The organism is Shigella sp. FC1544 (genome assembly GCF_001722145.1).
Taxonomy (GTDB): Bacteria; Pseudomonadota; Gammaproteobacteria; order Enterobacterales; family Enterobacteriaceae; genus Escherichia; species Escherichia coli.
Genome location: NZ_MECT01000030.1, coordinates 1 through 11,730, shown reverse-complemented (window position 1 = coordinate 11,730; position 11,730 = coordinate 1). Strand labels below are relative to the sequence as shown.

The 11,730-nt window shown below is 55.7% G+C and carries 13 protein-coding genes and 4 pseudogenes; 16 read left to right on the top strand and 1 reads right to left on the bottom strand.

Annotation, left to right across the window (positions count from 1 at the left end; translation table 11 throughout):
- The 4 genes and pseudogenes from BGK49_RS02590 to BGK49_RS02570 form a co-directional block, all read left to right on the top strand.
- Positions 1 to 455 (top strand): annotated as a pseudogene (locus BGK49_RS02590) (lysozyme); the annotation flags it as partial.
- Between the two features lie 220 nt (positions 456 to 675).
- A complete protein-coding gene (locus BGK49_RS02585) occupies positions 676 to 789 on the top strand; it encodes a hypothetical protein (RefSeq protein WP_000675931.1) in 114 nt (37 codons plus the stop codon).
- Position 790: 1 nt separating this feature from the next.
- Positions 791 to 1,258, top strand: coding sequence for a lysis protein (locus BGK49_RS30295; protein WP_001082565.1), 468 nt, complete (start codon positions 791 to 793; stop codon positions 1,256 to 1,258).
- A 338-nt stretch (positions 1,259 to 1,596) separates the two neighbouring features.
- Entirely contained in the window at positions 1,597 to 1,923 is a 327-nt protein-coding gene (locus tag BGK49_RS02570) for a TonB family protein (RefSeq protein ID WP_000828072.1), read from the top strand.
- 131 nt (positions 1,924 to 2,054) lie between these two features.
- Here the strand turns inward: BGK49_RS02570 and BGK49_RS02565 are convergent, their stop codons facing one another.
- The gene (locus BGK49_RS02565; RefSeq protein ID WP_000095744.1) at positions 2,055 to 2,255 is read right to left on the bottom strand and encodes a YlcI/YnfO family protein; all 201 of its coding nucleotides are present in this window, start codon (positions 2,253 to 2,255) and stop codon (positions 2,055 to 2,057) included.
- 41 nt (positions 2,256 to 2,296) lie between these two features.
- Here BGK49_RS02565 and BGK49_RS02560 point away from each other — a divergent pair, with 41 nt between their 5' ends.
- The 12 genes and pseudogenes from BGK49_RS02560 to BGK49_RS25090 form a co-directional block, all read left to right on the top strand.
- Complete coding sequence (locus BGK49_RS02560; RefSeq protein ID WP_000829198.1) at positions 2,297 to 2,662, top strand: HNH endonuclease; 366 nt, start codon at positions 2,297 to 2,299, stop codon at positions 2,660 to 2,662.
- A 290-nt stretch (positions 2,663 to 2,952) separates the two neighbouring features.
- A complete protein-coding gene (locus tag BGK49_RS02555) occupies positions 2,953 to 3,513 on the top strand; it encodes a terminase small subunit (RefSeq protein WP_069375689.1) in 561 nt (186 codons plus the stop codon).
- Entirely contained in the window at positions 3,510 to 5,171 is a 1,662-nt protein-coding gene (locus BGK49_RS02550; RefSeq protein ID WP_005041499.1) for a terminase large subunit, read from the top strand. Before BGK49_RS02555 ends, BGK49_RS02550 begins: the two co-directional genes overlap by 4 nt.
- A 63-nt stretch (positions 5,172 to 5,234) precedes the next feature.
- A pseudogene (locus BGK49_RS02545) lies at positions 5,235 to 7,171 on the top strand (phage major capsid protein).
- Positions 7,172 to 7,215: 44 nt separating this feature from the next.
- Positions 7,216 to 7,437: a hypothetical protein gene (locus BGK49_RS02540; protein ID WP_001063100.1), complete on the top strand. Its 222-nt coding sequence runs from the start codon at positions 7,216 to 7,218 to the stop codon at positions 7,435 to 7,437.
- Positions 7,383 to 9,644 (top strand): annotated as a pseudogene (locus tag BGK49_RS25095) (phage portal protein). The gene BGK49_RS02540 and the pseudogene BGK49_RS25095 overlap by 55 nt, the downstream one beginning before the upstream one ends.
- Complete coding sequence (locus BGK49_RS02525) at positions 9,641 to 9,967, top strand: head-tail connector protein (protein WP_000126030.1); 327 nt, start codon at positions 9,641 to 9,643, stop codon at positions 9,965 to 9,967. The pseudogene BGK49_RS25095 and the gene BGK49_RS02525 overlap by 4 nt, the downstream one beginning before the upstream one ends.
- Before the next feature lie 9 nt (positions 9,968 to 9,976).
- Complete coding sequence (locus BGK49_RS02520; protein WP_001018521.1) at positions 9,977 to 10,327, top strand: phage head closure protein; 351 nt, start codon at positions 9,977 to 9,979, stop codon at positions 10,325 to 10,327.
- Positions 10,324 to 10,770 (top strand): HK97-gp10 family putative phage morphogenesis protein, encoded by a 447-nt coding sequence (locus BGK49_RS02515; RefSeq protein WP_000569977.1) that lies wholly within the window; start codon positions 10,324 to 10,326, stop codon positions 10,768 to 10,770. Before BGK49_RS02520 ends, BGK49_RS02515 begins: the two co-directional genes overlap by 4 nt.
- A complete protein-coding gene (gp17, locus tag BGK49_RS02510) occupies positions 10,767 to 11,111 on the top strand; it encodes a tail completion protein gp17 (RefSeq protein WP_000133373.1) in 345 nt (114 codons plus the stop codon). Before BGK49_RS02515 ends, gp17 begins: the two co-directional genes overlap by 4 nt.
- Positions 11,112 to 11,175: 64 nt before the next feature.
- Positions 11,176 to 11,511, top strand: a pseudogene (locus BGK49_RS02505) (major tail subunit); the annotation flags it as partial.
- A 54-nt stretch (positions 11,512 to 11,565) separates the two neighbouring features.
- A partial coding sequence (locus tag BGK49_RS25090) for an IS1 family transposase (protein ID WP_047664789.1) occupies positions 11,566 to 11,730 on the top strand: 165 nt, incomplete at its 3' end.

Here is an 11,730-nt window from a genome sequence, read left to right as displayed (position 1 = left end):
CTCGACCAGTTTCTGGATGAAAAGGAAGGTAACCACACCACGGCATACCGTGATGGCGCGGGTATCTGGACCATCTGCCGCGGTGCCATCCTGGTGGATGCAAACCTGTCGTTCCGGGCATGAAGTTGTCGAAGGAAAAATGCGACCAGGTTAACGCCATTGAACGTGATAAGGCGCTGGCATGGGTGGAGAAAAACATCAAAGTGCCGCTGACCGAACCCCAGAAATCGGGGATCGCGTCATTCTGTCCGTACAACATTGGCCCCGGTAAGTGTTTCAGCTCAACGTTTTACCGGAAACTGAACGCCGGAGACCGGAAAGGTGCATGTGCTGAAATTCGTCGCTGGATATATGACGGCGGCAGGGACTGTCGGAACCGCTCAAATAACTGTTACGGGCAGGTATCGCGGCGTGACCAGGAGAGCGCGCTGGCGTGCTGGGGTATCGACAGGTAGCAGAATATTTTGCTGAAAAATGACGCTTGCTCACGCGGGCGGATAACACGAAGTCCTGTGAACTGGCAAAACCTAAGTGAATAAAAGTAAAAACCCCGTTTGTTGGCAGCAAGCGGGGTTTTGTGTTTTCTGACCTTGAGTAAGGCAAGGGAGAAATTATGGTGAGGGAGGTGCTTTCCCTGTGAGGAAGTATAAAAGATTCTTTCTGAGGTTGTCCATTATGAAAGGCATTGAAGTGGAGACGCCAGCCAGTCTGGATTTAACAAGAGCGGCAGCTTTTGCCATTCGTATTGTGGCAATTGCTGTTCTGGTCTGGGCAATCCGTTGGTGGTGATATGAACCGTGTTCTGTGCGTGGTCATCATTGCCCTGCTGGTGGCCTGTGGTGCGCTTAGTCTGGGGCTGAATCATTACCGTGTTCACGCCATCATCTACAAAGAGCAGCGCGATAAAAAAGCCAGTGAGCTGGAGCTGGCGAACGCGACAATTACTGATATGCAGATACGCCAGCGTGATGTCGCTGCACTTGATGCCAGATACTCGAGGGAATTAGCCGATGCGAGAGCTGAAAATGAAACTCTGCGTGCTGATGTTGCCGCTGGTCGTAAGCGCCTGCGGATCAACGCCACCTGCTCCGGTACCGTGCGTGAAGCCACCGGCACCTCCGGCGTGGATAATGCAACCGGCCCCCGACTGGCAGACACCGCTGAACGGGATTATTTCATCCTCAGAGAACGGTTGATGACAATGCAGAAGCAGCTGGAAGGGGCACAGGACTATATCCGCACTCAGTGCCTGAACTAAGTTTTGCTGATGCGCCGTATCGTCGCTGTATTCCCTCATTAACAGAGACCGCAGCCCGACAGGGAGACTCCTCTGCGCGAGTGTGCGGGGATAATCAAAAACGATACACACCGGGGTTTACCGCGTTAACGGAGCGCGGCGTTGTCCCCTCATAGTCGCCAGTCCGGTGCGATGGTGGAAGAAACAGGACGATGTGTTACCTCGCAAGCCCTGTTATGTCATGTGTCTGATTTGTGATTTAAGTCGGATAATTGTCGTTGCCATTAAGCAGAGGATTGATGACCGACAGGGCGGCATTGTTAGAATAAGACTTATTTTTATCTGTGCGGGGAATGAAAATGAAAAGAAATCTTCCGTTAATTATTTTGTTGTCTTCTCTGGTTATGGGCTGTACGCAACATAAAACAGATATGCCCCGACAGTTGGTTAAGGCATTACCACAATATCCGGCCTATGCAGCGGCAAATTATATAAAGGGACGGGTTGATGTGAGGTTTGATATTGGTGCTGATGGTACTGTCACCCGAATTGAGTTTATTCGTTCAGAGCCGCACCATCTGTTTGATGAGCAGGTTGTAAAGGCGATGGCAAAATGGCGATTTGAGAAGGACAGGCCGTGTAAAGGCGTGAAGAAAACGTTTATCTTTAGTCCTTCCGCACCCTGATTATTTCATCAGAAATTAATTATCACTCTGTTGTTATTCTGTACATCCCGGCAGGGTAAGTCTTGTTCCGTCGGATATGAAGATGAAATATTGTTGGAGGACAGTGGGTACCTGCTCCTGTAACCGAACGTTCATTTCTCGTTATTTGTCATGCTGGCCGGGCGCAGATGCGTTGCATCTGTTGCCAGCCTTCTCCTGCAGGCTTCAATAACCCACGCTGAAAAGTTACCGGACCCTTTATGCTCAAGGGCGATGTTGATCTGTTCAATCATGTGATTGGGGAAACGGATATTGCGGGTTGTGGTTCTGCGGGTACGGTTTTTCGATGACATATTTATTTCCTTTACTGATTGCCATATGACGGGGATTTTACATGGCTGAGCTTCGTACACTCCAGAGCAGAATCAAAACACTGAATACCCGACGGGTGAATATTCTGAAGGGTGAACAGCGTCGTGTCAGTGGCAGTGCACGTGTTTCCCTCAAGCGTCATATCTGGCTCAGGGACGCCGGGCAGTGCCGTCTCTGTGGTCGTGTGGTTGACCTCTGTGACAGTGAACTCGATCACCGAATTGCACTTCAGTTCGGTGGTGGTAATGAGGAGACGAATCTCTGGACGCTCTGTACCGAATGCCATCGACAAAAGTCTGCTCGTGAAGCGGCGAGTGATATGCCGGACCCGACGCTGCCGGAGGTGTCCGGAGGTAGTGGCAGAGAGGACGACATCATCGGACTGTAACCCGACCCCGGGGGGTATCATCCGGCGTAAAAAACGATCGCTTTGGACACCGCGCCCCCTCTCACGCAGAGAAAAAATTCCCGTTTCAGGCCAGTTAACATGTTAACTGGCTGTCCGGGCATTTTTGCGGTTTTTATCTTTATTATTCAGTTTGTTGTGCGAAAAAAAATGTTAACTGGCTTTTTCAGAAAATGTTAACCAGGCAGCAGTTAACATTTGCGGCATGAGACGCCGGGAAAAATGGGCTGAACCATACCCGGCTGAGTGCGTTCTGGACCCGGGAGGAGGCTGTGCTGACAACGCAAAAACGAAAATTTGCGCTGGCGCTCATGTCCGGGAAAAACAAAACAGCGTCAGCCATTGCCGCCGGTTATTCGGCGAAGACCGCCAGGGTTAAAGGCTCGCAGCTGGCAAAAGATCCGGAGGTGCTCGCGTTTATAGCCCGTAAACAGTGCGAAACGGTGGAGGTGGATGAGGTTCCTGTTTACCGGCAGAAAAAATCAGAGCAGGAGGATAAACCCCGTCGCCGTGAGGCGGCTGCAATACCACAGCCGGACGAAAACAATCCGGAGATGCCACCGCCCGCGGTGATGTCTCATGGTATTGAATATATGGAGGATGGTCTTCCCGAACCGGTGAAAGCTATGGGGCAGATCCTGGTGGAAAACCTCAGCATTGATCCGAAACTGGCACTGGATGCGGCCTGGCGACTGGCGCAGTTCACACACCATAAAAAAGGCGATGCCGGTAAAAAATCGGCAAAAGGTGATGCCGCGAAAAAAGCGGCTAACCGTTTTGCGGTACCACCACCACGACTGGTGGTGAATAACGATAATGAGGGCAACGGATGATACCTGTATGGAGCACGGCCTGCCCGGACTGGGCAGAGCGCCTGAAAAAGGGGCTGTCGATTATTCCGGCTCCGATTTATCCGGACCAGGCCGCACATGCCCTGGCGATTTTTAAACAACTGCGGATTGTGGATGCACCGGGTAGCCCGACGTTCGGGGAGTCCTGTGCACAGTGGGTGTTTGACCTGGTGGCGGCTCTGTTTGGCTCCTACGATGCGCAGACCGGTGTCCGCCATATCAAGGAAGTGTTCATTCTGATACCCAAAAAAAACAGCAAGTCCACACTGGCCGCCGGGATCATGATGACGGCGCTGTTACTGAACTGGCGGCAGGCGGCGGGTTACACGATTCTGGCCCCGACTGTGGAGGTGGCAGCCAACGCCTTCAATCCTGCCAGGGATATGGTACGACGGGACGATGATCTGGATGACCTCTGTCAGGTGCAGACACATATCCGGACCATCACCCACCGGGTGACGGACACCACCCTGAAGGTGGTGGCAGCCGATCCGAATACGGTGTCCGGTATCAAGTCCGTGGGGACGCTGATTGATGAGTTGTGGCTGTTTGGCAAGCAGTACAAGGCGGAGGACATGTTACGTGAAGCCATCGGCGGGCTTGCCTCCCGCCCGGAAGGGTTTGTGGTGTATACGACCACCCAGTCGAATGAACCGCCCGCCGGGGTGTTCAGACAAAAACTGCAGTACGCCCGGGATGTGCGCGACGGCAAAATTAATGATCCGCACTTTCTGCCGGTGATATTTGAACACCCTCCTGAAATGGTGGAAAGCGGGGCTCACCTGCTGATGGAAAACCTCGCCATGGTCATTCCGAATCTCGGCTATTCAGTGGATGAGGCCTTTCTGTACCGGGAGTACCGTAAAGCCCGGGAAGCCGGTGAAGAGACATTCCGGGGGTTCATGTCAAAACACGCCAATGTGGAAATTGGTCTTGCCCTGCGCTCTGACCGCTGGGCGGGGGCTGATTTCTGGGAAGAGCAGGGCCGTTGTATCAACCTGGACGATATCCTGCGTCGTGTTGATGTGGTGACGGTGGGGATTGACGGCGGAGGGCTGGATGATCTGCTGGGGATGTATGTGATTGGGCGTGACCGGGAGACCCGCGAATGGCTGGGCTGGGGCCATGCCTGGGCGCATGAAACCGCGGTGGTCCGACGGAAGAGCGAGGCGTCCCGGTTTCATGATCTTGTTGCCTGTGGAGATATGACCATTGTCCGGCGTGTCGGGGATGACACGGCGGAAGTGGCGGAATATGTGCGTCGCATTCATGAGGCTGAGTTACTGGACCATATCGGTATTGACCCGTCAGGGGTGGGGCAGATTCTGGATTCACTGGCGGAAGCCGGGATCCCCGACGGAATTGTGGTGGGGATAAGCCAGGGCTGGAAACTGGGCGGGGCCATTAAAACCACCGAGCGCAAACTGGCTGAAGGGGTGCTGGTGCATGGTGACCAGCCCCTGATGGCCTGGTGTGTCGGCAATGCCCGGGTGGAGCCTAAAGGTAACGCCATTCTTATCACCAAACAGGCCAGTAGACGGGGAAAAATTGACCCGCTGATGGCGCTGTTCAATGCGGTCTCCCTGATGTCCCTTAACCCGGAACCGAAAAAGAAAGAATATGCGGTTTTTTTCATATAACCCTGTTCACACTGTAACCATCACGAACCGCTCCGGCGGTTTTTTTATTTTCAGGAGGCTGATGTGACTCTTAAACGGGCCTGTTCCCTGCTGACGGTGAAATCCTTCAGTGAGGATGAACGGGTGATCACCGGGATTGCGTCAACGCCTTCTCCGGATCGGGATGGTGACATCCTGGAGCCGGAGGGCGCGGAGTTTGGCAGTGCGATCCCGTTTCTCTGGCAGCATGACCATTCCCGCCCGGTGGGGCAGTGTACGGTGCGCCGGGTCAGCGAAGGGCTGGAAATCACGGCAACACTGGTGAAGCCCGTACCGGATATGCCGTCGCAACTGGCTGCCCGGCTGGATGAGGTCTGGGCGGCCATTAAGACCGGGCTGGTCAGGGGCTGTCCGTGGGCTTCCGTCCCCATGAATACACCTTTCTGGACGGAGGCGGACTGCATTTTCTGCGCTGGGAACTGATGGAGGTGTCTGCCGTCACCGTGCCCGCGAATGCGGAATGCACCATCCGGACCATTAAATCTTACGACAGCCCGTTTTCTGCCGCGTCCGGCAACCGGAAACCGGTGGTGAAAATCGCATCTTCTGCCGGCGCTGCGGCACAGTCAACAACCGTTTTTCATAAGGAAAAGACCATAATGAATATTGGCGAACAGATTAAAAGTTTTGAAAACAAGCGTGTAGCGCTGGCAGCCTCCCTTGAGGAGGTCATGACCAAAGCCGCAGAGGAAGGGCGCACGCTGGATGTGGAGGAGGAAGAGCATTACGACAACACCGCAGCGGAAATCCGTCAGGTGGATGCGCACCTGAAGCGCCTGCGTGAACTGGAAGCCGGTAAGGCCGCCACGGCGCAGCCGGTGAAACAGGCCGGTAACGGGAATGTGGCCGCGGTGGCTTCTGCGCCGGTGATCCGTGTGGAGCAGAAACTGGATAAGGGGATTGGCTTCGCCCGCTTTGCCAAATCGCTGGCTGCGGCTAAAGGCGTCCGATCTGAAGCCCTGGAAGTGGCCCGTCGTCAGTATCCGGATGACAGTCGTCTGCATCATGTCCTGAAATCGGCAGTGGGCGCGGGGACCACCACGGATCCGCAGTGGGCAGGCAGCCTGTCTGAATATCAGGAATACGCACAGGACTTTATTGATTACCTGCGTCCGCAGACCATTATCGGGCGATTTGGTCAGGGCGGGATCCCTGCACTTCGTCAGGTGCCGTTCAATATCCGTGTGCACGCCCAGGTGTCCGGCGGTGCTGCCGGCTGGGTGGGTGAGGGTAAGGCAAAACCCCTGACGAAGTTTGATTTTGAATCCATCACCTTCAGTCATGCGAAGGTGTCGGCCATTGCGGTACTGACGGAAGAGCTGATCCGTTTTTCCAGTCCGGCAGCTGATGCGCTGGTCCGTAATGCGCTGGCAGAAGCGGTGGTGGCGCGTCTGGACACAGACTTTGTGGACCCGAAAAAAGCCGCAGTGGCAGATGTCTCCCCGGCGTCCATCACCCATGATGTGAAGGGCAAGGCATCAACCGGTAACCCGGATGCGGATGCAGAGGCGGCGTTTGGACAGTTTGTGGCAGCAAACCTGCAGCCCACCGGTGCGGTCTGGCTGATGTCCAGCACCAATGCCCTGGCGCTGTCCATGCGTAAAAATACGCTGGGTCAGAAGGAATACCCGGACATGACCCTGCTGGGGGGGACCTTCCAGGGGCTGCCGGTGATTGTCTCCCAGTACGTGGGTGACCAGCTGGTGCTGGTGAATGCCCCGGATATTTATCTGGCGGATGACGGCGGCGTGGCAGTGGATATGTCCCGCGAGGCATCACTGGAAATGCAGTCTGAGCCGACCGGCGACAGTACCACGCCGTCGCCGGTGGAGCTGGTTTCCATGTTCCAGACAGGCAGTGTGGCCATCCGTGCGGAGCGCTGGATCAACTGGCGTCGTCGCCGTACCGCGGCGGTGGCGGTGATCACCGGTGTGAACTACGGCAGTGCGTCCGGCGGCTGAGTCTGATAAGGAGGACGGGAGGCGAGCGCCTCCCGTAACAGGTTATGGCAAAGATCCGATATCTGCAGGGCACGCATGATGCCCGGGCCGGGGATATCCGTGATGTGGCACAGCCGTGCGCGGAGGTGCTGGTTCGCCTGGGAAAGGCGGAGTACATCACGGTGCGACGTCCGGCAGGTCAGAAAAAGAAACGTGATGCGGAGCATGGCGAATGTGGAACCTTTTACAGCGAACCCGAAAAAAACAGAAATCAGGACGTGACGTAAGAGAGGCGGGCTGGACCAGCCTGTTTCAGGCGGTGGCTGAGCCCTTTTCCGGCGCCTGGCAGCAGGGCGTGAAAGCCGATCCGGAAGCCGTCCTCTCCTTTCATGCGGTGTTTTCGTGCATTTCGCTGATATCCCAGGATATCGCCAAAATGCGGCTGCGTCTTATGCAGACGGATGCGCAGGGGATACGCAGGGAAACTCGACGGGGGGATATTGCCCGCCTCTGTCGTCGTCCCAACGCCCAGCAGAACCGCATCCAGTTTTTTGAACTGTGGCTGAACGCCAAACTGCGTCACGGCAATACGGTGGTGCTGAAAATCCGTAACTCCCGGGGGCAGATCAAAGAACTGCGCATTCTGGACTGGAGCCGGGTTGAACCACTGGTGGCGGATGACGGCGAAGTGTTCTACCGCATCACGCCGGACCGGAACTGCGGGATCACTTAGGCGGTGACGGTGCCTGCCCGGGAAGTGATCCACGACCGGTTTAACTGTTTTTTTCATCCGCTTATAGGGTTGCCGCCGGTGTATGCCGCCGGGCTGGCCGCCACGCAGGGGCATCATATTCAGGAAAATTCGACGTATTTTTTCAGAAATGGCGGCATGCCGTCCGGGGTGATTGAGATCCCCGGCAGTATTACGGAAGAAAATGCGAAAAAACTGAAGAGCAACTGGGACAGCGGGTATACCGGCGAAAATGCGGGGAAAACGGCCATTCTGAGCAACGGGGCAAAATACAACCCCACGACGTTTTCACCGGTGGATGCGCAGACGGTGGAACAACTGAAGATGACCGCTGAAATTGTCTGTTCGGTGTTCCGTGTCCCGGCCTACAAGATTGGCGTGGGACAACCGCCTTCCAGTGACAACGTGGAGGCGCTGGAGCAGCAGTATTATTCCCAGTGCCTGCAGACGCTGATTGAGTCCATTGAACTGTTACTGGATGAGGCGCTGGAAACGGGGGAAAACGAGAGTACAGAATTTGATGTCACCACGCTGCTGAGAATGGACAGTGAGCGGCGCATGAAAACGCTGGGGGATGCGGTGAAAAATACGCTTCTCACGCCCAATGAGGCCCGTAAACGGGAGAACCTGCCGCCCCTGGCCGGCGGTGATGCACTGTATCTTCAGCAGCAGAACTACAGTCTGGAGGCACTGTCCCGTCGTGATGCCCGTGAGGATCCGTTCGCGTCGACCGGGAAAACGGCCTTAGCGCAACCGCCTGACGGCGCATCTGACGGTAATAAGGCAATCAGTGAAACAGAGCATGATGCGGTGAAAGCGATGTTCAGGGGGATTCTGAAAAAATGAATGAACGTGAACTGTCCATTATTCGTGCCCTGGGAGAAGAATTCGCCACGGTGCTGGCGGATTTACAGCGCACATTTGAGGAGAAGATGAGCGCGCAGGCACAAGCGTTTGAAGAGAAACTGGCTTCCCTGTCCGCTCTGTTACAGAAGCATGTGACGGTGGATGAGGTTAGCCCTGTTCTGCAGGCGATGGTGGATGACGCAGTGGGGGCCATTCCGCTACCGCGTGATGGTCACGATTATGATCCGGAAGTACTGAAGCAGGCGGTGAATGATGCGGTCGCGAAAATACCGGTGCCGGCAGACGGCAAAAGTACTCACCCCGGATGATGTGCGTCCGATGCTTGAACAGATGGTGACGGAGGCTGTAAGGCATATCCCTGTTCCGCGTGATGGTCGTGACTACGATCCGGATGTTCTGCAGAAGGCGGTTCTGGATGCGGTGAGTGCCCTGCCGGCTCCGCAGGACGGGCGTGATGCCACGGCTCTGGAAATACTCCCCGCCATTGACGTTCAAAAATCCTTTCCCCGGGGCACGTATGCCACACACCAGGGCGGACTCTGGCGGGCGTATGAAAAAACGCACGGGATGCGGGGATGGGAATGCCTGGTTGACGGGGTGGCGGATATTGACGTCAGCATGACGGGTGAGCGGTTGTTCTCTGTGGTGGTCCGGCAGAGCAGTGGCCAGCGTACGGAAAAAACATTTTCCCTGCCGGTGATGCTCTACCGCGGTGTGTTCAGAGCCGGTGAAACCTACCACCCCGGCGATACGGTGACGTGGGGGGGCTCGCTGTGGCACTGCAACAGTATGACCGAAGATAAACCCGGAGAAGCTCATTCATCAGCCTGGACCCTGGCTGCAAAACGTGGGCGGGATGCAGGAGGCGGAAAATGACGGCATTACTGACACTGGAAGAGGTCAAGGCACATCTGCGTGTCGACCATGACGCGGATGATGACATGCTGATGGACAAGGTTCGTCAGGCTACCGCCGTGCTGCTGGCCTACATTCAGGGCAGCCGGGATAAAGTGATCCGTGAGGACGGTGAACTGATCCCGGGCGAGGCATTAACCCGGATGAAGGGGGCTGCCATGCGACTGACCGGGATGCTGTACCGGAATCCGGATCTTGCGGAGCGGGAAGAACTGCTTCAGGGGGAGCTGCCGTTTTCTGTTTCCGTGCTGATTTACGATTTGCGTTGTCCGACGGTGTTATGAGGAGGGGGAATGGCAATATCTGTAGGTCGTCTGACACAGATGATAAGTGTTCTGAACCCGGTGTTAACCCGTAACGCTGCCGGAGAAATGACGGAAGAATGGGTGTCATGCGGGAAAATTCATGCGGATATCCGAGGCAGGAGCAGCCGGGAGCGGATGCAGTTCGGTGCGGAAATGGCGCAGGCGGAAATCCGCATCTGGGTGCGCGGTCAGTCCGGTCGGGAAATCACGGCAGCGTCACGACTTCATGTGCTGAGTGGTCCATGGCGTGACCGGATCCTGAACGTTGTCGGGCTGCCCGTGCCGGATGCGACCGGCGGGCGTCTGGAAATTCTCTGTCGGCTGGGAGGGGAAAAATGATCGAAATCCTGCTGGATTTTTCGGGGCTGGAGGACATCAGCCGCGATTTGCAGCTTCTGAGTGGTGCGGAAAATAACCGGGTGCTGCGTGAGGCAACCCGTGCGGGTGCGAATGTGCTGAAAGAAGAAGTGGTGTTACGGACACCGGTACGCAGGGGAAAACTGCGCCGCAATGTGGTGATCCTTTCCCGGCGCTCCCGCGATGGCGGGATGGAATCCGGTGTCCATATCCGTGGTGTTAATCCGGACACCGGTAACAGCGATAACACCATGAAGGCGGATAACCCGCGCAATGCTTTCTACTGGCGGTTTGTGGAAATGGGGACCGTGAATATGCCACCGCACCCGTTTGTGCGCCCGGCGTTTGATGTGCGCAGTGAACAGGCAGCTCAGGTGGCGATTGCGCGGATGAACCGGGCCATTGATGAGGTACTGAGACGATGACGGAGGCGGATTTGTATCCTCATCTGGCGCATCTTGCCGGCGGGCAGGTGTACCCGTATGTGGCCCCCCTGCTGGATGGCAGGCCGTTGGTGGCGCTTCCGTGGGTGGTTTTCAGCCTGATTTCATCGGTGTCAGCGGACGTGATGGGCGGGCAGGCGGAGTCCTCAGTGTCGGTGCAGATAGACGTTTATGCCGGGACTGTGACGCAGGCGCGTCAGATACGTCAGGACGCCCGTGAAGCCATAATGCTGCTGGCCCCGGGATCCGTCAGTGAAATGCAGGACTATATTCCGGAAAACCGCTGTTACCGTGCAACCCTGGAGTTTCAGGTCACGGTGTGACTTTTTCTTTTTTCTACAAAACCATACCCCGCCGCGTGCGGGTTTTTTATTATCAGGAGGCAGAATGTCTGCTTTGTATGAACGCTCACAGCTGACGCAGGTGATGATTTCATCTGCCCTGGCGACTGCTGAAACTATGGATAAGGCGGAATATCTGCGCCTGGACTGCACCATCAAGGAAGTCCAGTTCACCGCCGGTCAGAAACAGGATATTGATGTGACCACGCTCTGCTCCACAGAGCAGGAGAACATCAACGGTCTGGGGGCGTCGTCTGAGATTTCCATGTCGGGTAATTTTTATCTGAATCAGGCCCAGAACGCCCTGCGTGATGCCTATGACAATGACGCGTTGTATGCGTTTAAGGTGCTGTTTCCGTCCGGTAAGGGCTTTAAATTCCTGGTAATGCTGCCAACTTACTGATTTAGTGTATGATGGTGATTTTAAGGTGCTTGCGTGGCTTCCATTTCCATCAGATGTCCTTCCTGCTCCGCTACTGAAGGCGTGGTGCGTAACGGCAAAAGCACTGCCGGACATCAGCGCTATCTCTGCTCTCATTGCCGTAAAACATGGCAACTACAGTTCACTTACACCGCCTCTCAGCCCGGTACGCACCAGAAA

Excerpts from the sequence above, each read along its gene's own strand:
- BGK49_RS02585 (WP_000675931.1), top strand. The coding sequence starts at position 676 with ATGAAAGGCATTGAAGTGGAGACGCCAGCCAGTCTGGATTTAACAAGA.
- BGK49_RS30295 (WP_001082565.1), top strand. The coding sequence starts at position 791 with ATGAACCGTGTTCTGTGCGTGGTCATCATTGCCCTGCTGGTGGCCTGT.
- BGK49_RS02570 (WP_000828072.1), top strand. The coding sequence starts at position 1,597 with ATGAAAAGAAATCTTCCGTTAATTATTTTGTTGTCTTCTCTGGTTATG.
- BGK49_RS02565 (WP_000095744.1), bottom strand. The coding sequence starts at position 2,255 with ATGTCATCGAAAAACCGTACCCGCAGAACCACAACCCGCAATATCCGT.
- BGK49_RS02560 (WP_000829198.1), top strand. The coding sequence starts at position 2,297 with ATGGCTGAGCTTCGTACACTCCAGAGCAGAATCAAAACACTGAATACC.
- BGK49_RS02550 (WP_005041499.1), top strand. The coding sequence starts at position 3,510 with ATGATACCTGTATGGAGCACGGCCTGCCCGGACTGGGCAGAGCGCCTG.
- BGK49_RS02540 (WP_001063100.1), top strand. The coding sequence starts at position 7,216 with ATGGCAAAGATCCGATATCTGCAGGGCACGCATGATGCCCGGGCCGGG.
- BGK49_RS02525 (WP_000126030.1), top strand. The coding sequence starts at position 9,641 with ATGACGGCATTACTGACACTGGAAGAGGTCAAGGCACATCTGCGTGTC.
- BGK49_RS02520 (WP_001018521.1), top strand. The coding sequence starts at position 9,977 with ATGGCAATATCTGTAGGTCGTCTGACACAGATGATAAGTGTTCTGAAC.
- BGK49_RS02515 (WP_000569977.1), top strand. The coding sequence starts at position 10,324 with ATGATCGAAATCCTGCTGGATTTTTCGGGGCTGGAGGACATCAGCCGC.
- gp17 (WP_000133373.1), top strand. The coding sequence starts at position 10,767 with ATGACGGAGGCGGATTTGTATCCTCATCTGGCGCATCTTGCCGGCGGG.